This is a genomic window from Pantoea sp. BL1, from assembly GCF_000963985.1.
GTDB lineage: Bacteria > Pseudomonadota > Gammaproteobacteria > Enterobacterales > Enterobacteriaceae > Pantoea > Pantoea rwandensis_B.
On sequence record NZ_JZRH01000039.1, the window covers coordinates 21,664 to 42,914 of the forward strand.

Sequence of the window (21,251 nt, forward strand, 5' to 3'; positions counted from 1 at the left end):
TTAGAAATAACCCTGACGTTTCTTCATTTCCATCGAACCGGCCTGGTCGCGGTCAATCACGCGCCCCTGGCGTTCACTGGTGGTGGAGACCAGCATCTCTTCAATAATTTCCGGCAACGTTTGCGCTTCGGATTCGACAGCACCGGTCAGCGGCCAGCAGCCGAGGGTACGGAAACGCACCATACGCTGTTTGATCACTTCGCCAGGTTGCAGATCAATGCGATCGTCATCAATCATCATCAGCATGCCATCGCGCTCCAACACCGGACGCGGCGCAGCAAGGTACAACGGCACGATTTCGATGTTTTCCAGGAAGATGTACTGCCAGATATCCAGCTCGGTCCAGTTGGAGAGCGGGAACACGCGAATGCTTTCACCTTTGTTGATCTGGCCGTTGTAGTTATGCCACAGCTCTGGACGCTGATTTTTCGGATCCCAACGATGGAAACGGTCGCGGAACGAGTAGATACGCTCTTTGGCACGTGACTTCTCTTCGTCACGACGTGCACCACCAAAGGCAGCATCAAAACCGTACTTATTCAGCGCCTGTTTCAGGCCCTCGGTTTTCATGATGTCGGTGTGCTTGGCGCTACCGTGGACGAACGGGTTGATGCCCATCGCCACGCCTTCCGGGTTACGGTGAACCAGCAGTTCCGCGCCCATGTTTTTCACGGTGCGATCGCGAAACTCGTACATTTCGCGGAATTTCCAGCCGGTATCAACGTGCAGCAGCGGAAATGGCAGCGTGCCAGGATAGAAGGCCTTACGCGCCAGATGCAGCATCACCGAGGAGTCTTTACCGATGGAGTACATCATCACCGGGTTGCTGAACTCGGCCGCCACCTCGCGGATGATATGGATACTCTCTGCCTCCAGTTGGCGCAGATGAGTAAGACGATTTTGGTCCATAATTTTTCCTCAAGCCAAATTGACAACGGCGGACTCGCGAGCCCCCTGCTGTGCCGAATGTTGGAACCAGGCTAATTGCCCGTGTAAATTCACCACTTCGCCAATCACGATGAGTGCTGGCGTGGGCGCGGCCACTGCCAGCGCCTCTAGTTGATCTAATGTTCCGGTCAGCACTTGCTGATCCTGTCGCGTGCCACAGCCAATCACTGCCACTGGCGTGGAAGCCGCGCGTCCATGTTCGATAAGGCCCGCCGCGATTTCTGCCGCTTTCAACGTGCCCATATAAATCGCTAAGGTCTGACGCGCACGCGCCAGGGTTGGCCAGTCGATGCCTTCGCTATCACTGCGTAAATGGCCGGTGACAAACAGCACGCTCTGCGCGTGATCGCGATGGGTTAACGGAATCCCGGCATAGGCGGTGGCACCCGCCGCTGCGGTAATGCCCGGCACCACCTGGAACGGAATGCCCGCTGCCTTCGCCGCCTGCAACTCTTCGCCGCCGCGACCAAAGATAAAGGGATCGCCACCTTTCAGACGCACCACGCGTTTACCCTGCTGCGCCAGCTCGACCAGCATCGCATTGGTCTCTTCCTGAGATACGGAGTGTGCTCCAGCGCGTTTACCGACGCAGATGCGGTCAGCATCACGGCGTACCAGTTCCAATACTTCGTCACTCACCAGATGGTCATACAGCACCACATCCGCCAGTTGCATTACCTGCAGGCCACGTAACGTCAGTAAACCGCTGTCACCTGGACCCGCGCCCACCAGCGTGATTTCACCCTGATTGTCGCTGCTGTTCTCTAACTCACGATCCAGCGTGCGGCGGGCTTCATTGACGTTACCGGCTGACATCTGGCTGGCGAACAAACCGTTAAATGCCCGCTCCCAAAAACGACGACGTTCCGACATGCTGTGATAGCGCTGTTTAACCTTGTCACGCCACTGCCCCGCCACTTCAGCCATCTGACCGAGATTGGCAGGTAACAACGACTCAATTTTTTCACGCAGTAAACGAGCCAACACCGGCGCGGTACCGCTAGAGGAGATCGCCACCACTAACGGGGAGCGATCGACAATTGAAGGGAAGATAAAACTGCACTTGGGCTGATCGTCGACGACGTTGACCAGCTTGTGGCGGGCATTAGCGGCATCAAAAACCTGCGCATTGAGCGCGTTATCATCAGTGGCAGCGATGACTAAGAAGACGCCATCCAGTTGAACTGGATCGAAGTGATGTGCAATCCACTCAATGGCATCGATTTCCAGCAGCGCCTGCAACTCATGGCCGAGGTCGCGCGCTGCTACCCGCACACGCGCACCGGCACGTCGCAGCAGTTCGATTTTACGCGCCGCGATTTCACCACCGCCAACAACCAGCACTGGACGGTTTTTGAGATCGGCAAAGAGAGGCAGATAATCCACGTTAACCTTGTTAGTTTTACAATAAGTTAACGCGACTATACTTTCCCACCTTCTGGCAGATGAAATTACGAATTGGCATTAGTAGTTACCGAATGGAATAACGCCCCAGGATTGCTGATAACAATTTGTGCTTAACAGATGATATTGCTGGTGTTTCGGAGCAATTCAAATTGTGCAATCGCGGTCACAGTTTCATACTAACCCGGAATTTTTTAGCATCACGGGATGACATAAAAGGACAATTACTATGTTTGCCACTCTCCGCCGCACCGTGCTGGCTGCACTGATCGCGGGCGGTTTGCCTCTCTTTGCCCATGCTGCAAGCTACGCGCCAGGGCATTTTGCCGAACAGCAGCTACGCCACATCGCCACCTACTTCCCTGGCCGTATGAGCGGCAGCCCTGCTGAGCTGATGACGGCCGACTATTTGCAGCAGCAATTCACCGAGCTTGGCTATAAGAGTAATACCCGCCAGTTCAATACCAGCTACAACTGGTTAGAGCGCAAGGGCGAAACCCGCGCACGTAAAGTCTCCGCCACGTCGGTGATCGCCGCGCGCAGCGGTGCGGTGCCACAAGAAATCCTGATCGTCACGCATCTCGACACCTGGACGCCTCTCAGCCGCCATGAAGCGGATAGCAATCTGGGCGGCCTGCGTTTACAAGGTGTGGACGACAATGCATCCGGTCTGGGTGTGATGCTGGAACTGGCGCAACAGCTGAGTAAAACGCCACTGCACTACGGCGTGCGCTTTGTCGCGCTTAGCGCTGGTGAAGCCGGGCTGCACGGGATGGATGACTACCTGTCGCGCATGAGCGCGCAGGAGAAAAAGAACACGCTGCTGGTGATTGATCTCAACAGCCTGATCGTCGGCGATCACCTCTATTTTAACAGTGGTGCCAATACGCCCTCAGCGGTACGCAAGCAGACCAGCGCACGCGCCGTGCAGCTCGCGCATCGTTACGGTATTTCCGCCGCCAGCCACACCCTGACGGCACGCGACTATCCGGGCGTGAATCCCTTTGATAAAGCCGGCATGCCGCTGCTGGATGTCACCGCCGCCAACTGGGCGCTGGGTAATAAAGACGGACAGCAGCAGCGGGCACACAGTAGCCACTTCCCGGAGGGCAACGTACGCCATCAAACCGACCGTGATAACCTCAATTATCTGGATCGCTGGCTACCGGGCCGGATTACGCAACGCACGCGTGATAGCGTAAAGATCTTACTGCCGCTGGTCACCGAGCTGGCTAACCCAACAACTTAAGGATTTGCTATGTACGTGGTGTATCTCAACTATTTCCGTCCGGCAGAAGAAGCCGATGCGCTGCTGGCGCCACACATTGAGTGGCTGGATCGTTACTTTGACAGCGGTGACTTTATTGCAGCAGGCCGTAAAGATCCGCGCACCGGCGGCATGGTGCTGGTGAAGGAGATGGATCGCGCCCGTTTGGATACTATCCTCGCGGAAGATCCTTTTGTCGCGGTGGCGCATTATAACGTGACCAAAGTGAACGTGACGCGTGCAGCGGAGGCGTTTGAAGGGTTAAAAGGGATTTAAGGACGACATAGTAGCGGCGCGATTTATCGTGTACCTGTCAGCGTTAGATGCGCTACAGGGAGGCGCGATAAATCACGCCGCTACCCTTTTATTGATGCATCAACCTTCGTGCAATCCGCACTCGCGCTTCAGGCCAAAGAAGCGAGTTTCTTCTTCTGCCATGCCCGGCTCCCACTTCTTAGTGGTGTGCGTATCGCCCACTGACAAATAGCCTTCATCCCACAGCGGATGATACTTGAGGCCATGTTGTTTCAGGTACTGGTGCACCTGACGGTTGTCCCAGTCAATGATCGGCAGAATCTTGAACACGCCGCGCTGCACCGCCAGCACTGGCAAACTGGCGCGGCTGCCTGACTGGTCACGGCGCAGACCCGCAAACCAGGTCTGCGCACCCAGCGTTTCCAGCGCGCGATTCATCGGTTCGACCTTGTTGATCTGGTTGTACTGCTCAATCCCCTCGACGCCCTGCTCCCACAGTTTGCCGTAGCGCGCCTCCTGCCATGCAGGAGAAGTCTCAGCACGGAAGATTTGCAGATTGAGATTGAGCTTCTCAGTCAGCTCATCAATAAAGCGGTAAGTTTCCGGGAACAGATAGCCGGTATCGGTCAGGATCACCGGCGTATCCGGTTTCTGCTGCGTCACCATATGCAGCAGAACCGCCGCCTGAATACCAAAGCTGGAGGACAGCACGAACGCGCCCGGCATATTCTCCAGCGCCCAGCTCACGCGTTGCTCAGCGGAGAGTTTCTCCAGCTGCACGTTGCTTTCGGCCAATGCCATGATGCGATCGACTTTGCTGCCACTATTCAGTGCTGCGAGATCAAGTACCGTCATACTGCCTCCGAGTCCCAAAAATCACGGGCGGGATCCACCACGGCTTTGATGATGCCAGCGCGAATCACGAAGTCACCGAAGCCTTCATCGGCCTGACGCTCGGTTGCCCAGCGCGCCACCAGCTCGTCGATGCTGGCCAGAATTTCGCCTTCGTTGATGTTTTCGCGATACATGCGTGGAATGCGTGTACCCATGCGATTGCCGCCAATGTGTAAGTTGTAGCGGCCAGGTGCTTTACCCACCAGACCTAACTCAGCCAGCAAAGCACGGCCACAGCCGTTCGGGCAACCGGTAACGCGTAGCACTATGTGCTCTTGACCAACGCCATGCTTATGCATGATCTCTTCCACCTTGGTCACAAACGAGGGCAGGAAGCGTTCGGCTTCGGCCATCGCTAATGGGCAGGTTGGGAAAGCCACACAGGCCATTGAGTTTTCACGCTGCGGCGTCACCGCTTCCATCAAACCGTGTTCACGGGCGATAGCTTCGATCTGCGCTTTTTGCTTCTCCGGCACGCCAGCCACGATCAGGTTCTGGTTGGCAGTGAGACGGAAATCGCCTTGATGAATTTTGGCAATTTCAGCGATGCCGCGTTTCAGCGGACGGCCTGGATAATCCAGCAGACGGCCGTTTTCAATGAACAGCGTCAGGTGCCATTTCTTATCAATGCCTTTCACCCAGCCAACGCGGTCGCCACGTGTGGTAAACGCGTAAGGACGAATCGGTTCAAACGTCAGGCCAGCACGCTTTTCAACTTCCGCTTTGAAGGTTTCGACACCTACACGTTCCAGCGTGTACTTGGTTTTGGCATTCTTACGGTCGGTACGGTTACCCCAGTCGCGCTGCGTGGTCACTACCGCAGCCGCCACATCAAGGATCTTCTCTACCGGCAGGAAGCCAAACTCACTCGCAGTACGCGCATAAGTCGCTTTATTACCGTGATCGATCGACAACCCACCGCCAACCAACAGGTTAAAGCCAATCAGCTTGCCGTTCTCAGCAATAGCGATGAAGTTCAGGTCATTCGCATGCAGATCGACATCATTATGCGGTGGCACCACCACGGTCGTTTTGAACTTACGCGGCAGATAGGTTTCACCCAGGATCGGCTCTTTATCCGTGGTGGCAACTTTTTCTTTATCCCACCAAATCTCAGCGTATGCGCGGGTTTGCGGCAGCAGGTGCTCAGAGAGCTTTTTCGCCCACTCGTAGGCTTCCTGGTGCAGTTCCGACTCGACCGGATTCGAGGTACAGAGCACGTTACGGTTAACGTCATTCGCCGTTGCCAATGCATCGAGGCCAACTTCGTGCAGCATCTGGTGCGTTGGCTTCACGTTCTTTTTCAGAATGCCGTGAAACTGGAAGGTCTGACGGTTAGTCAGACGGATGCTGCCATAAATGGTTTTATCGGTGGCGAACTTATCAATCGCCAGCCATTGCGTTGGCGTGATAATCCCGCCCGGCAGGCGGCAACGCAACATCATCGCGTGGCGCGGCTCAAGTTTCTGCGCCGCACGCTCCGCACGAATATCGCGGTCGTCCTGCTGGTACATGCCGTGGAAACGGATCAACAGGAAGTTATCGCCACTGAAGCCGCCGGTCAGACCATCATCGAGATCCTCGAGAATGGTGCCGCGCAGGTAGTTACTCTGTTTTTTCAGACGCTCTGCGTCGGTCAGCTTGCCTTCAACGACCAGCGGTCCAGGATGTTTTTCGCTCATTAGTAAACGTCTCGCTGATAACGGCGCTCAATGCGCAGCTCACTTAAAAATTCGTCAGCCGTTTCACGATCCATGCCGCCGTGTTCGACCACCACATCCAGTAATGCCTGCTCAACGTCTTTCGCCATGCGATTAGCGTCGCCGCAGACGTAAAGGTGCGCGCCTTCTTCAATCCAGCGCCACACTTCCGCCCCTTTGGCGCGGATTTTATCTTGTACATATATTTTCTCAGCCTGGTCACGTGACCACGCTAAATCAATGTGGGTCAGCAAACCGTCTTTGACGTACTTCTGCCATTCCACCTGATAGAGGAAATCATCGGTGAAGTGCGGATTGCCAAAGAACAGCCAGTTTTTGCCGCCTGCGCCGTCGTTATCACGCTGCTGCATAAAGGAACGGAACGGCGCGATACCCGTGCCGGGGCCGACCATGATCACCGGAGTTTCCGGATTCGCCGGCAAGCGGAAGTTGTCGTTGTGTTCGATGAACACGCGGATATCGCCCTCTTCTTCGATTCGATCTGCCAGCCAGGTTGAAGCACCGCCGCCGCGCTGACGACCATCAATCTCGTAACGCACCGCACCGACAGTAATATGTACTTCGGTATCCGTTTCCGCTTGCGATGAAGCAATCGAATAGAGGCGCGGTGTGAGAGGACGCAACAGACCAGTGAGCTGTTCTGCATTGAGTTCAGTCGGTGCCTGACGCACCATATCGACAATCGGGAAGCTCTGCGCATAGCTCTGTAATTTCGGTTTATCACCCGACAGCGCCAGCAGCGCATCATTGCGTGACAGCGCAGCATACTGCTCAACGATCTGCGGCGTGTTCACCGTCAACTCATAATGCTTTTGCAGCGCTTCAGCCAGTGGCAGGTTTTCACCGTTAACCTCAACCGGCTCATCGCCTTTCAGCCACACCAATTGCAGCAGTTCCTGCACCAGTTCGGCGTCATTCACAAACCACACGCCCAGCGCATCGCCGGGCTGATAGCGCAGACCAGAATCACCCAGATCGATTTCGATATGGCGAACATCTTTATCCGAATCGCGACCGGTAATTTTTTGGTTAGCGGCAAAACTGGCGGTCAGCGGCGCTTCTTTGGTGTAAGGGCTGCTGTGAATGTCATTCACTGCACCGGAAGCCGTCACGGCCGCCACCACTGAAGGCTCACCTGGCACGCGCGCTTTCAAAATCTCGGTCAGCTGTTGACGCCAGGCCGCAGCTTGCTCTTTGTATTCCACATCGGCATCAACACGATCCAGTAGGCGTTCTGCACCCAGTTCCGCCAGGCGCTCATCAAAATCTTTACCGGCTTTGCTAAAGAATTCGTAAGAGGTATCGCCGAGGCCGAACACCGCAAACGCGGCGCCAGCAGCAAATTTCGGCGCTTTTTTCGACAGCAGGAATTTGTGCAACGCCACGGCTTCTTCTGGTGGCTCACCTTCACCTTGAGTGGAAGTGACAACAACCAGTAATTTCTCCTGACCGATTTGCTTAAACTTGTAGTCACCGGCGTTGACCAGATTAACGCTCAGCTTAGCGGCCAACAGGTCGTCACGCAGCTGTTCAGCCAGGCGACGTGCGTTACCGGTCTGCGATGCGGAGATCAGCGTGATGGTTGGCACCTCGGCCTGCACCGGCGCAGGTGCGGCAACGGCGCCCGGCGTCTGGTTGACCATGCCCCAGAAGTAGCCGGAAAGCCAGGCCATCTGAGTGGTGTTAAAATCCGTGGTCGCTGCCTGTAAGCGCGCGAGTTGCTCCGGATTAAGCGGAAGCATTGAACCTGGTGCCTGAGTCGTCATCGCGTTAAAAATTCCAGTGTCTGAAGTCCGGACCGATATATGGCGGAAGAGTGGGTAGGTTACCGGGCTGTATATTAACGATTAAATACGCCTTCGACATAATTAATAACCAAAATGACTAAGTGGTTTTTCGGGTAATGTTAATCGGCAAAAGTGGTAAATAAAGATGCGTTTATTCAATACGTTAATCAACTTGTTGCGGCATGGGCGTGCGCAAAATGCCCTTTTCATCGTAAGCGGGTGCGAAAAATCTGTGATTCAGGTAAAATTCGGCGGTTTTTAAGTCTGAGAGCCATTATGTCTACCACGCTGTTTAAAGAGTTCCAGTTCGAATCTGCCCACCGCCTGCCGCATGTGCCTGAGGGGCATAAATGTGGTCGTCTGCATGGCCATTCGTTCCTGGTGCGATTAGAAATCACCGGTGAAGTGGATGCGCATACCGGTTGGGTAATGGATTTTGCCGAACTAAAAGCGGCGTTTATGCCGATTTATGATCGTCTCGATCATCACTATCTGAATGATATTCCAGGCCTGGAAAATCCAACCAGCGAAGTGCTGGCAAAATGGATTTGGGATCAGATGAAGCCGATCCTGCCAGAACTGAGTGCAGTGATGATCAAAGAAACCTGTACCGCTGGGTGTACTTATAAAGGTTAATCACGGTTAACGGGCTGCCGCTGTGCAGCCTGACTTTCCTGCTATACGCTTCTTTACGTTCACTTCATCTCGCTGTCATCTGTCCCCTCTACGTTGTTGTCTCCTTCATTAAAGATCAAGAGAATCAACAATGAACTTCGTTAAACGCCTTTCTGTCATTGCTTTGCTTGTTTCAGCCTCTGCTGCCGTTCAGGCGCAAAACGTACTGGATTTTCCGCAACCAGAGAAAGTCCCGGATGAGTTCTATGCCGTGACTGAGATTCCTGCAGGCGGGATGATTAAATACGAAACCGATGCGAAAACCGGTTTTATCGTTGCTGACCGTTTCCAGTCGATGCCGGTTGCCTATCCGGCGAACTACGGTTCACTGACTCAGTCGCTTGGCGGTGATGGCGATCCGCTGGACGTGATCTTCTACACCCGCGCGCCACTGCAACCGGGCACACTGATCAAACTGCGCCCGATTGGCGTGCTGAAAATGATTGATGGTGGCGAAGTGGACGACAAGATTGTTGCGGTTCCAACCAGCAAAATCGATCCAACCGATGACGACATCAAAGAGATGAAAGACCTGCCGAAGATGGAGCAGGAGCGTCTGCAGGCGTTCTTCCGCGTGTATAAGCAGTTGCCAGATGGTCGTAAAAAAGTTGAGCTGAATGGTTTTGAGGATGCGGCGAAAGCCAAAGCTGAGATCAAACAGGCGTTCGACGCGTATAAAGCGAAGCAGTAATACGTTCGGCTGCACCGGTACGGGCTTGAACAAGGTCGCCATAAACGGCGACCTTGCGGAATCGGTGCAAATTTCGCCGGGTGCGCATTGATGCGCACCGAATTCATCAGGCGATATTCAAATACTTATGTGTCTGCATCGAAAGACGCCAGTTACGCGCAATGCAGGTCTCAATGCACAGTTTGGTGGCGGCATCGCCACGACTGATCGGTTGCAGCGCCACGATGCGCTTCTTGTCATCGTGCAAGCCTGCCAGCAGCCCATCCAAAGCTTCCACATCTCGCTCACGCGCCACCGGATGTTTAATTTCATCGGCACGCTGCAACGCCTGTGGCAGCACATCGTAACCACCGCGCATATTCACCTTCGGTGAGACCGTCACCCAGGTGCTGTCAGAACAGTGCACTTCATGCGTACCACTGGTCTCAATCTGGCACTCGAAACCGGCTGCTTCCAACGCCTCGGTCAACGGGCGCAAATCAAAAATAGCCGGTTCGCCACCGGTGATCACCACATGGCGTGCAGTCCAGCCCTGACGTTGAATAGTCTCAATCAGCATCGCCGCATCGGCACTGCCCCAGGCATCACTCTCCACGGTTTTCACCAGAATATCGCCCAGCGAGGTCTCCCGATCGGCCAGTTTTTCCCACGTATGCTTGGTATCACACCAGCTACAGCCCACCGGACATCCCTGTAAGCGGATGAACAGCGCCGGAACACCGGTGTAAAATCCTTCGCCCTGCAGGGTCTGGAACATTTCGTTAATCGGGTAGAACATTTTTTACTCACGTCTAAAATTCGAGGCGCAGATTATGGCAGATTTTCACCGCCGGTTCACAGCTGCTTCGTGCCTAAAAAGCAAAAGCCCCGCACAAGGCGGGGCTTTATCAGCGATGATGCGGCCAATCCGGCCACATCAACAGGCCCTTACTGGCCTTTAACTTCTTTCAGACCGTTGAACGGGGCTTTGTCGCCCAGCGCTTCTTCGATACGAATCAGTTGGTTGTACTTAGCAACACGGTCAGAACGGCTCATAGAACCGGTTTTGATCTGGCCTGCTGCAGTACCGACCGCCAGGTCAGCGATGGTCGCATCTTCAGTTTCACCTGAACGGTGTGAAATCACCGCGGTGTAACCTGCATCTTTTGCCATCTTGATTGCAGCCAGAGTTTCGGTCAGAGAACCGATCTGGTTGAATTTGATCAGGATGGAGTTAGCGATGCCTTTATCGATACCTTCTTTCAGGATCTTGGTGTTGGTCACGAACAGGTCGTCACCTACCAGCTGAATTTTGTCGCCCAGTACTTTGGTCTGATAAGCGAAGCCCGCCCAGTCAGACTCGTCCAAACCGTCTTCGATAGACACGATTGGGTACTGTTTGGTCAGGTCTTCCAGGAAGTGCGTGAACTCTTCAGAGGTGAAAGCTTTGTTGCCTTCGCCAGCCAGCACATATTTGCCGTCTTTGTAGAATTCAGACGCTGCACAGTCCATCGCCAGGGTGATGTCTTTGCCCAGCTCGTAGCCTGCTGCTTTTACCGCTTCAGCGATAACAGCCAGTGCTTCGGCGTTAGAACCCAGGTTAGGCGCGTAGCCACCTTCGTCACCGACCGCAGTGCTCATGCCTTTGGCTTTCAAAACTTTTGCCAGGTTGTGGAAAACTTCAGAACCCATACGGATGGCTTCTTTCACGTTTTTCGCGCCAACTGGCTGAATCATGAATTCCTGGATATCAACGTTGTTATCCGCGTGCTCACCACCGTTGATGATGTTCATCATAGGCAGTGGCATAGAGAATTTGCCTGGGGTGCCGTTCAGTTCTGCGATGTGCGCATACAGTGGCAGGCCTTTAGAAGCCGCAGCCGCTTTAGCTGCTGCCAGCGAAACCGCCAGAATGGCGTTAGCGCCGAAGTTGGATTTGTTCTCAGTACCGTCCAGCTCGATCATGATCTTATCGATGTTCGCCTGGTCTTTGGCATCTTTACCGGTTACCGCAGCAGCGATAGGACCGTTAACAGCGGCAACCGCTTTGGTCACGCCTTTGCCCAGGAAACGAGATTTGTCACCGTCACGCAGCTCCAGTGCTTCGCGAGAACCGGTTGAAGCACCTGATGGCGCAGCAGCCAGACCAACGAAACCGCCTTCCAGATGCACTTCTGCTTCTACAGTCGGGTTGCCACGGGAGTCGATGATTTCACGACCGATGACTTTTACGATTTTGGACATTCGATTTTCCTCAGTACAAGTTAGTCAATCCTAAGACAAACAACGCGCGAAAAGTTCGCGCGCTGTTCGTTAAACTCTTACTTCGCTAACCGCTTCTGGTGCTCCTGCGCGGCTTTAACAAAGCCAGCGAACAGCGGATGACCATCACGCGGGGTCGACGTGAATTCCGGGTGGAACTGACAAGCTACAAACCACGGATGGTTTGGGAGTTCGATGATTTCCACCAGCTGGTCGTCGCCGGAACGGCCCGCAATATGCAGACCCGCCGCTTCAATCGGCTTCAACAGCAGATTGTTCACTTCATAACGATGACGGTGACGTTCAGTAATCACGTCAGAACCGTATAGCTGGCGCACTTTACTTTCCGGCGTCAGCTGGCACTGCTGGCTACCCAGACGCATGGTGCCGCCCAGATCGCTCTGCTCAGTACGTTGCTCAACGTTGCCTTCTTCATCACGCCATTCAGTGATCAGCGCGACCACTGGGTACTTACAGTCTGGCACAAATTCCGTTGAGTTGGCGTCTGCCATCCCGGCCACGTTGCGTGCGAATTCCATCAGCGCAACCTGCATACCCAGGCAGATACCAAGGTAAGGGATGTTGTTCTCACGCGCGTACTGCGCCGTGAGCATTTTGCCTTCCACACCACGGTAGCCGAAGCCACCCGGGATCAGGATAGCATCCAGATCTTTCAGAATTTCGACACCGCGTGATTCCACATCCTGCGAGTCGATCAACTTAATGTTCACGGTCACACGATTTTTCAGGCCACCGTGCTTCAGTGCTTCAATCACTGATTTGTAAGCATCTGGCAGCTCGACATACTTGCCGACCATCCCGATGGTCACTTCGCCGCCCGGATTGGCTTCTTCATAGATAACCTGTTCCCATTCGGCCAGGTTCGCTTCCGGTGCGCTCAGATTGAAACGCTTACAGATATAGTCATCCAGACCCTGTGATTTCAACAGGCCAGGAATCTTGTAGATGGAATCCACATCTTTCAGGGAAATAACCGCTTTCTCTGGCACGTTACAGAACAGAGCGATCTTCGCACGTTCGTTGGCCGGCACAGCACGGTCAGAACGGCAGATCAGCACATCAGGCTGGATACCGATCGACAGCAGCTCTTTCACTGAATGCTGGGTTGGCTTGGTTTTCACTTCGCCTGCAGCGGCCATATACGGCACCAACGTCAGGTGCATATACATGGTGTGTTCACGGCCCACATCAACGGCCATCTGGCGAATCGCTTCGAGGAACGGCAGGGATTCGATATCGCCTACGGTACCGCCGATTTCCACCAGCACGACATCATGACCTTCGCCGCCTTCAATAATGCGTTCTTTGATGGCGTTGGTGATGTGTGGGATGACCTGAATCGTGGCACCCAGATAGTCACCGCGACGCTCTTTGCGCAGCACTTCTGAGTAGATACGACCGGTCGTAAAGTTGTTGCGGCGCGACATTTTGGTACGGATGAAGCGCTCGTAGTGACCCAAGTCCAGATCGGTTTCGGCCCCATCATCGGTAACAAATACTTCACCGTGCTGCGTTGGGCTCATGGTACCCGGATCGACGTTAATGTACGGATCGAGTTTCATGATGGTCACATTCAGACCACGTGCTTCAAGGATGGCTGCGAGGGAGGCTGCGGCAATGCCTTTGCCCAGAGAGGATACGACCCCGCCGGTCACAAAAATATAATTCGTTGTCATGCTGAACCTGAGAGTTTAGGTTTAAAGACGGTGGAATAACCAAGACGGGAAAATAGTATACCCGAAGTCGTCCTCAGCCACAATTGATGAATCACATCACCCCCCCGCATTGCAGCCGATAACATAGCGAATAGGCGAGGGTGAAATGTTGATGTGCGTCACAAAGTTGCCGCTTGGCTGAATCGAGTAAGCTCAAGCGGACAATTTATGCGCAATGCAGGAATAATCGACGATTTAAAGAATAACCGCTTAGTCTTTGTTCTCACTGCATTTCACCTGCTGCCAGGCGGCTTCCATTTGATCCAGGGTCGCATCCTGCATCGCCAGTCCCTGCCCGCTGATGATGGATTCAACCTGGCGGAAGCGACGCTCAAATTTATCATTGGCTTTTTGTAAGGCGATTTCGGCCTTGCTGCCCAAATGACGAGAAAGGTTGACGGTGGCAAACAGCAAATCGCCAATCTCCTCTTCCAGCTTGTCATTGTCGACCACCGCCTGTTGCGCTTCGTGCATCACTTCATCGATTTCTTCATGCACTTTATCGAGCACTGGCCCCAGGTTGTTCCAGTCGAATCCCACCGTGCTACAGCGCTTCTGGATTTTGTGAGCACGCATCAGTGCAGGTAAGGCCTTAGGAATGTCATCCAGCACCGAATTCTGTGACTTCTCTGCGCGCTCGCTGTGTTTGATCGCTTCCCAGTTTTTCAGCACTTCCTGTGTGGTTTCAGCCTGCACATCACCAAAAATATGCGGATGACGGCGCTCCAGCTTGTCGCTGATGGCGTTGCAGATGTCATCGAAATTGAAACGCTGTTGCTCATCGGCCATCTGCGCATAAAACACCACCTGAAACAGCAGGTCGCCCAGTTCACCGCGCAGGTCATCAAAGTCCTCGCGCTGAATCGCGTCGATCACTTCGTAGGTCTCTTCCAGCGTGTAAGGGGCGATGGAGGCGAAGGTCTGCTGACGATCCCACGGGCAGCCACGTTCCGGGTCGCGCAAGGTTTGCATGATGGTGAGCAGACGATTCAGGGCGGTCATGGGGAAATCCTTAGGGGTTAAAAATGGAAAAGGTCGCCAAAATGGCGACCCTGAGGCGCACCGAAATCAGGTCGACACGTCATTGATGGCCATACCCTGCACCCAAAACAACGTAGACGTGCCATTTCGGGCGTACGGTAAATGCCTGGCTGCCCTTTCATGGCGGCCTGACCACATCAGTTCAGACGGCGTGCGTCGATGATATCCGGCACCTGGTTAAGACGCGCCAGCACGCGACCCAGCACCTGCTGGTTGTAGATTTCGATATCCATATCAATGGTTGCCAGCTGCTTTTTGGTGTCGCTGCGGCTGGAAACACCCAGCACGTTAACCTTCTCATTCGCCAGAATGGTGGTGATATCACGCAGTAACCCGCTGCGATCGTTGGCGGTGACGCGTACCACCAGCGAATAGCCGCTCGAGTAATCTTCGCCCCACACCGCATCGACAATACGCTCAGGCGCATGGGAGATCAGTTCGCTGAGCTGGTCACAGTCGGCACGGTGAATGGAAATTCCGCGCCCCTGGGTGATAAAGCCCACAATATCGTCACCCGGAATCGGCTGGCAGCAGCGCGCAATGTGGTGTAGCAGATTGCCCACACCTTCCACCACCACGCGCCCACTCTCTCTGCGCGCAGAGGAAGGCTGATGTGATTTTTGCGTCAGCTGGCGCAGCGCTTCACGATCTTCCTCTTCCGCACTCGGCTTGTTGAGCTTGGCCTGCAGGAAGTTGACCATCTGATTGAGGCGAATATCACCGCCGCCAATCATCGCCAGTAGCTCATCCTGCGAGCTGACGTTATAACGCGGCAGCAGAATTTTTTCTGCATCGCGGAAACTGATATCCAGCTGGCTCAACTCGCTTTCAAGAATCTGGCGGCCAGCCAGAATGTTCTTGTCGCGATCTTGTTTGCGGAACCAGGCATGAATTTTTGAACGGCCACGGCTGGTGGTGATATAGCCGAGGTTCGGGTTTAGCCAGTCGCGGCTCGGGTTCGGCTGCTTCTGGGTAATGACCTCAATCTGATCGCCCATCTGCAATTGATAGGTGAACGGCACGATACGGCCGCTGATCTTGGCACCAATGCAGCGATGGCCGATATCACTGTGAATATGATAAGCGAAGTCCAGCGGTGTTGAACCGGATGGCAGATCGACCACATCGCCTTTCGGGGTAAACACGTACACCCGATCGTCAAAGACCTGGCTGCGCACCTCTTCCAGCATCTCGCCGGAATCCGCCATCTCTTCCTGCCAGGTAATCAGCTTACGCAGCCACGCAATGCGTTCTTCGTGCCCTGCCGCACCGCGCGCGTTGCTGGAAGTCGGGCCTTCTTTGTACTTCCAGTGCGCGGCCACGCCCAACTCCGCATCTTCATGCATCTGGCGAGTACGAATCTGGATCTCTACCGTCTTGCCCTGCGGACCGAGCACCACCGTGTGAATGGATTGATAACCGTTGGGTTTTGGATTGGCAACGTAGTCGTCGAACTCGCTGGGAAGATGGCGATACAGCGTGTGCACGGTGCCCAGGGCGCCATAGCAATCCTGCAAACGTTCCGCCACGATGCGCACCGCGCGCACATCGAACAGCTCATCAAACGCCAGCGACTTCTTCTGCATCTTGCGCCAGATGCTGTAGATATGTTTCGGGCGGCCATAGACTTCAGCACGCACGCCCTCCTTCTGCATCTCTGCACGTAAGTTACTCACGAAGTTATCAATGTAACCTTCGCGGTCAATACGGCGCTCATGCAGCAGTTTGGCGATGCGTTTGTACTCATCGGGGTGCAGATAGCGGAAGCAGTAATCTTCCAGCTCCCATTTGAGCTGACCGATACCCAGACGATTGGCTAACGGCGCATAGATGTTGGTGCTCTCTTTGGCAGCGAGCACACGTTCATCTTCTGGTGCATCCTTCATTTCACGCAGGTGGGCGATACGCTCCGCCAGCTTGATGACCACGCAGCGGAAATCTTCCACCATCGCCAGCAGCATGCGGCGCACGTTATCCACCTGCTCGGAGGCCATCGAATCATTGTGGATGGCTTTCAGCTGGCGGATCGCGTCCATATCGCGCACGCCGTGTACCAGCGAGACAATGCCTTTGCCGAACGACTTTTCCAGCTCTTCTTCACTGACCACATCCGCGTTGGCCAGCGGGAACAGTAAGGCCGCACGCAGGCTATCGTTGTCCATACTGAGCATGGTGAGTATTTCCACCATCTCAATACCGCGCCACAGCAGCAGAGCCTGATCTGGATGGTTGTGCGTTTCGGTTTCACAGTAGCGCCAGGTATCCGCCAATCGCTGACAGGATTGCGGATTATTGATATTTAAACTGGCGATCCACTGGTCGAGGGCAAATTCCCCTTCCGTATTCAAATGCGCACTTCTAACCGCAACCATATCCTCTCCTGCCATAACGACGAAAACGCCGCTTATGCTTTGCTAAACAGCACCATGGACTCGAGATGACTGGTATGAGGGAACATATCCAGCATCGCGACCCTTTCCAAATGGTAGCCCGCCGACAGTAATGCCTGACTGTCGCGCGCAAGTGTTGTTGGGTTACAGGAAACATAGACCACGCGTTGTGGCGCAAGTTTAACGATATGCGACATCACACCCGCGGCCCCAGCACGTGCTGGATCCAGTAACACCTTGTTAAATCCCTGCGCTGCCCACGGCTGGTGGGCAACGTCTTCTTCCAGGTTGTGCTGGAAAAAGCGGACATTTTTAAGATTATTCAGCTCAGCATTATACGCTGCCTGGTGGACTAAAGCTGCAACACCCTCCACACCCACAGCATTTTGTACGAACTTTCCTACAGGCAAAGTGAAATTACCCATACCGCAAAACAGATCCAGCACCCGATCTTCGGGCTGTAAATCGAGCCATTCAATGGCTTTTGCCACCATCTGCTGATTCACGCCATCATTCACCTGAATGAAATCCTGCGGGCTGAAAGTCAGTTTCAAATCAAACGATTGGTAGAACGGTGCATAATCCCCCAGCGGCTGCAAAGTGTCGCCGCCGTCGGCCAGATACAGCATCAGCTGATGCTCATGCGAAAAGCGTTCCAGTTTTGCACGATCGCCTGCGGACAATGCATCAAGATGACGCAGCACCATTACCGGGCCATTGTCCGCCAGCACTAACTCGACATGGCCCAGTCGCCGTGCGGCCTGCAGGGTGCTGAGGCAGTGGTGCAATGGCTGGAGTAACGCCTCAAGCTCGGGCACCAAAATGGGGCATTGGCTTAGCGCCACTAAATCATTGGTTGCTGCCTGGCGGAAACCCATCAGCAAACGCTGCTGTTTAGGCTGCCATTGCAGTCCCAGGCGAGCGCGGCGGCGGTAGCCCCAGGTGTTGCCACTGATGATCTCATTCACCTGCACCGGCAAAGGCGCATCCCGACTCAGCATTCGGCTCAGCGCACGTGCTTTACTCTCCTCCTGTAACGCGATCGCGGCATGCTGTTGCTGGCAGCCGCCGCAGATTCCAAAGTGCACGCAGCGCGGTTTTTCCCGCTGTGCGCTTGGCTGAGTAATCTTTTTGGCTTTGGCCCGCGAGAACTGACGTTTATCTTCCACGACCATGACTTCGGCCTGTTCACCCGGCAGTGCGCCGCTGACAAACATCGCTTTGCCATTATGGCGCGCAACACCTTGTCCAAAGGGGTCAAGGTCTTCGATAGTGACGGTAATACGCTGCTTTGTCGCCACACGCTGTTTTGCGGAGTAAAATTGCGCCATAGTGTTGTGAATTCTCTAAATTAATGGGTGTGCCATCGCAAGCGGATTGTGCACAGGGATATCAATGCCAGGAGTTGCCAGGCCACAATTATGACCAAATATAGCCTGCGGGCGCGAATGATGATTTTGATACTGGCGCCAACGTTAATGATTGGTCTGCTGCTCAGTACCTTCTTCGTGGTGCACCGTTATAACGAATTACAACATCAGGTGCGCGATGCCGGATCGAACATTATTGAACCGCTGGCTGTCTCCAGCGAATACGGCATGACCTGGCACAATCGTGATGCGATTCGCGAGCTGGTCAGCCTGCTGCATCGTCGTCATTCCGATATTGTCCGTGCCATTACCATTTTCGACAACAACAATCACATCTACGTCACCTCGAACAACAACCAAAACCTCGCGTTATTGCAAAAAGAAGACATCTCGACGCTGGAAGATGGTGTATCGGTGGAGCGCCACGGCAATTTGATGGTGCTGCGAACCCCGATTATCTCCGAACGCTATTCCGTAGACGAACTGCCCGGTGAAGATGCCAAACCCGCGGGGAATCCGTTGGGGTATGTGGCAATTGAACTCGATCTGCAATCGGTGCGGCTGGAGCAGTACAAAGAGGTGTTTGTGGCCACTTTGCTCTTACTGTTTTGTTTGTGCATCGCCATGCTGTTTGCCTATCGTCTGATGCGCGACGTCACCGGGCCGATTCGGAACATGGTTTCCACCGTGGACCGCATCCGTCGCGGCCAACTCGACAGCCGCGTTGATGGCTACATGCTGGGCGAACTGAGCATTCTGAAAAACGGCATCAATGCCATGGCGATGTCGCTCACTGCCTATCACGAAGAGATGCAGCAGAATATCGATCAGGCCACCTACGATCTGCGTGAAACCCTGGAACAGCTGGAGATTCAAAACGTCGAGCTGGATTTAGCGAAGAAGCGCGCGCAGGAAGCGGCGCGTATCAAATCCGAATTCCTCGCCAATATGTCGCATGAATTACGAACACCGCTCAACGGAGTGATTGGCTTTACCCGTCAGATGCTGAAAACCGGACTGAGCACCAACCAGCGCGATTATATGAGCACTATTGAGCGCTCGGCCAATAACCTGCTGAGCATCATCAACGATGTGCTGGATTTCTCGAAACTCGAAGCCGGCAAGCTGGTGCTGGAATCGATCCCCTTCCCGCTCCGCGCCACGCTGGATGAAACCCTGGTGCTGCTGGCACCTTCAGCACATGACAAAGGGCTGGAGATCACCGTTTGTCTGGAAAAACAGGTGCCGGATAATGTGATTGGCGACCCGCTGCGTTTACAGCAGATCATGATTAACCTGATTGGTAATGCCATTAAGTTTACTGAGCAGGGGCACATCGATTTGCGTGTTGAGCTGCGTAGCCTGAGCACCACGCGCGTTGAACTGGAAATTCAGGTACACGACACCGGCATTGGCATTTCTGAGCAGCAACAGTCACAGCTGTTCCAGGCGTTCCGTCAGGCCGATGCGAGTATTTCCCGCCGCCACGGCGGCACCGGTTTGGGTCTGGTGATCACGCAAAAACTGGTGTCGGAGATGGGCGGAGAGATTGCATTCCACAGCCGTCAAAATCAGGGATCCACTTTCTGGGTGCACGTTCATCTCGATCTCAATCCCAACGCGCCGCCCATCCCGCGCATGCTGGAAGATCTGCGTGCCATCCCGTTAGCCTATATCGAACCCCATGCTGCGGTGGCGAAAGCGGTACAGGAGATGCTCAGCATCACGCCGCTGCAGGTTCAGCATTTCACTTCACTGGAAGCGCTGCCGGATACCCGCTTCCCGCTGTTGTTGATGGGATTGCCGGTGAACGATCCTCACCCTGCCACGCTGCCGGATGCGTTAATTCAGCGGCTGCGCGCGCATGCCGATTCGGTACTGCTGGCGCTGCCCAGCGAGATGATGCTGTTCGCCGACGATTTGCGCGCACGTGGCATCGCCGGCTGTATCGCCAAACCCGTCTCACTGACGCGCTTGTTGCCGATGCTGCTGGATTTACACAGTTTGCATAACGATGCCTTACCGCACAGTACCCGCCAGCCGCTGACGGTGATGGCGGTGGATGACAATCCTGCCAATCTGAAATTAATTGGTGCGCTGCTGGAGGAGCAGGTTCAGCACATCATTCTGTGCGACAACGCGGAACAGGCCATCCGCCAGGCGCGGTTACACAAGCTGGATGTGATTTTAATGGATATCCAGATGCCGGATATCGACGGCATTCGCGCCAGTGAAATCATTCGCAGCCTGCCGCTGCATGCGAATACCCCGATTGTCGCGGTCACTGCACATGCACTGGATGGCGAGCGCCAGCAGCTGATTGGTGCCGGGATGAATGATTATCTGGCGAAGCCGATTGACGAAGGCAAACTGAGCCAGCTGTTGCAGCGTTATGCCCCGAACCCCACGGCGGCACCCACACCGCTGCCAGATGTTGCGCCGTCGCTCGACTGGGCGCTGGCACTGCGTCAGGCCGCCAACAAACCGGATCTGGCGCGCGATCTGCTGCAGATGCTGCTGGATTTCCTGCCGGAAGTGGAGGCGCGCGTGGAGAGTTCCATGGCCAGTAATGATGTTAATGGCCTGCGCGAGATCATCCACAAGCTGCACGGCAGCGCCAGCTACAGCGGCGTGCCCAGACTGAAACAGCTGTGTCAGCAGCTGGAGAAGAGTCTGCATCAGGAGAGTGATATCGAAGCGCTGGAGCCGGAATTGCTGGAATTGAGTGATGAGATGGCGAACGTGGCGCGTGAGGCCAGGAAAGTGTTGGGCGTGGGATAAGGGAACGTTTCATGCCCTCTGCCACTCACCAAAGAGAGTTAAACGAGCCA

At 54.5% G+C, this 21,251-nt stretch carries 16 protein-coding genes; 5 read left to right on the forward strand and 11 right to left on the reverse strand.

Translation table 11 applies throughout. The annotated features are described in order from the left end of the window. Together cysD and cysG are read right to left on the reverse strand one after the other, a co-directional pair. Complete coding sequence (gene cysD, locus VH86_RS18025) at positions 1-909, reverse strand: sulfate adenylyltransferase subunit CysD (RefSeq protein WP_034823008.1); 909 nt, start codon at positions 907-909, stop codon at positions 1-3. Positions 910-918: 9 nt separating this feature from the next. Further along, complete coding sequence (cysG, locus tag VH86_RS18030) at positions 919-2,334, reverse strand: siroheme synthase CysG (protein ID WP_045833702.1); 1,416 nt, start codon at positions 2,332-2,334, stop codon at positions 919-921. A 247-nt stretch (positions 2,335-2,581) separates the two neighbouring features. Between cysG and VH86_RS18035 the strand changes: the two genes are divergently transcribed. Together VH86_RS18035 and VH86_RS18040 are read left to right on the forward strand one after the other, a co-directional pair. Continuing rightward, positions 2,582-3,601: an aminopeptidase gene (locus VH86_RS18035; protein WP_038645156.1), complete on the forward strand. Its 1,020-nt coding sequence runs from the start codon at positions 2,582-2,584 to the stop codon at positions 3,599-3,601. Between the two features lie 9 nt (positions 3,602-3,610). Beyond that, entirely contained in the window at positions 3,611-3,895 is a 285-nt protein-coding gene (locus tag VH86_RS18040) for a YciI family protein (RefSeq protein WP_045833703.1), read from the forward strand. Between the two features lie 99 nt (positions 3,896-3,994). Here the strand turns inward: VH86_RS18040 and VH86_RS18045 are convergent, their stop codons facing one another. Genes VH86_RS18045 through cysJ form a run of 3 tightly spaced genes read right to left on the reverse strand, consistent with a single transcriptional unit; the run spans position 3,995 to position 8,255 of the window. Then, complete coding sequence (locus VH86_RS18045; RefSeq protein ID WP_038645152.1) at positions 3,995-4,729, reverse strand: phosphoadenylyl-sulfate reductase; 735 nt, start codon at positions 4,727-4,729, stop codon at positions 3,995-3,997. Next, entirely contained in the window at positions 4,726-6,450 is a 1,725-nt protein-coding gene (gene cysI, locus VH86_RS18050; RefSeq protein ID WP_045833704.1) for an assimilatory sulfite reductase (NADPH) hemoprotein subunit, read from the reverse strand. The genes VH86_RS18045 and cysI overlap by 4 nt, the downstream gene beginning before the upstream one ends. Then, a complete protein-coding gene (gene cysJ / locus VH86_RS18055) occupies positions 6,450-8,255 on the reverse strand; it encodes an NADPH-dependent assimilatory sulfite reductase flavoprotein subunit (protein WP_045833705.1) in 1,806 nt (601 codons plus the stop codon). The genes cysI and cysJ overlap by 1 nt, the downstream gene beginning before the upstream one ends. Before the next feature lie 294 nt (positions 8,256-8,549). On the opposite strand from cysJ, the gene queD reads away from it, so the two are divergent. Together queD and VH86_RS18065 are read left to right on the forward strand one after the other, a co-directional pair. After that, positions 8,550-8,912: a 6-carboxytetrahydropterin synthase QueD gene (gene queD / locus VH86_RS18060; RefSeq protein WP_176505758.1), complete on the forward strand. Its 363-nt coding sequence runs from the start codon at positions 8,550-8,552 to the stop codon at positions 8,910-8,912. Positions 8,913-9,042: 130 nt separating this feature from the next. Beyond that, on the forward strand, positions 9,043-9,642 hold the full coding sequence (locus tag VH86_RS18065) for an inorganic diphosphatase (RefSeq protein ID WP_045833706.1): 600 nt from the start codon (positions 9,043-9,045) through the stop codon (positions 9,640-9,642). 106 nt (positions 9,643-9,748) lie between these two features. Here the strand turns inward: VH86_RS18065 and queE are convergent, their stop codons facing one another. The 6 genes from queE to rlmD form a co-directional block, all read right to left on the reverse strand. Next, the gene (gene queE / locus VH86_RS18070; RefSeq protein WP_038645147.1) at positions 9,749-10,420 is read right to left on the reverse strand and encodes a 7-carboxy-7-deazaguanine synthase QueE; all 672 of its coding nucleotides are present in this window, start codon (positions 10,418-10,420) and stop codon (positions 9,749-9,751) included. A 149-nt stretch (positions 10,421-10,569) separates the two neighbouring features. After that, positions 10,570-11,865: a phosphopyruvate hydratase gene (eno, locus tag VH86_RS18075; protein ID WP_034823037.1), complete on the reverse strand. Its 1,296-nt coding sequence runs from the start codon at positions 11,863-11,865 to the stop codon at positions 10,570-10,572. Positions 11,866-11,942: 77 nt separating this feature from the next. Then, the gene (gene pyrG / locus VH86_RS18080; RefSeq protein ID WP_034823046.1) at positions 11,943-13,580 is read right to left on the reverse strand and encodes a glutamine hydrolyzing CTP synthase; all 1,638 of its coding nucleotides are present in this window, start codon (positions 13,578-13,580) and stop codon (positions 11,943-11,945) included. A gap of 249 nt (positions 13,581-13,829) precedes the next feature. After that, on the reverse strand, positions 13,830-14,621 hold the full coding sequence (gene mazG, locus VH86_RS18085) for a nucleoside triphosphate pyrophosphohydrolase (protein ID WP_045833707.1): 792 nt from the start codon (positions 14,619-14,621) through the stop codon (positions 13,830-13,832). A gap of 176 nt (positions 14,622-14,797) precedes the next feature. Further along, complete coding sequence (gene relA / locus VH86_RS18090; protein ID WP_034823050.1) at positions 14,798-17,032, reverse strand: GTP diphosphokinase; 2,235 nt, start codon at positions 17,030-17,032, stop codon at positions 14,798-14,800. 32 nt (positions 17,033-17,064) lie between these two features. After that, positions 17,065-18,381 carry a 23S rRNA (uracil(1939)-C(5))-methyltransferase RlmD gene (rlmD, locus tag VH86_RS18095; protein ID WP_045833708.1) on the reverse strand — a complete coding sequence of 439 codons (1,317 nt, stop codon included), beginning with the start codon at positions 18,379-18,381 and terminating at the stop codon, positions 17,065-17,067. Between the two features lie 90 nt (positions 18,382-18,471). Between rlmD and barA the strand changes: the two genes are divergently transcribed. Further along, positions 18,472-21,201, forward strand: a complete 2,730-nt coding sequence (barA, locus tag VH86_RS18100; RefSeq protein ID WP_038645139.1) for a two-component sensor histidine kinase BarA — start codon at positions 18,472-18,474, stop codon at positions 21,199-21,201. The last annotated feature ends 50 nt before the right edge of the window (positions 21,202-21,251 follow it).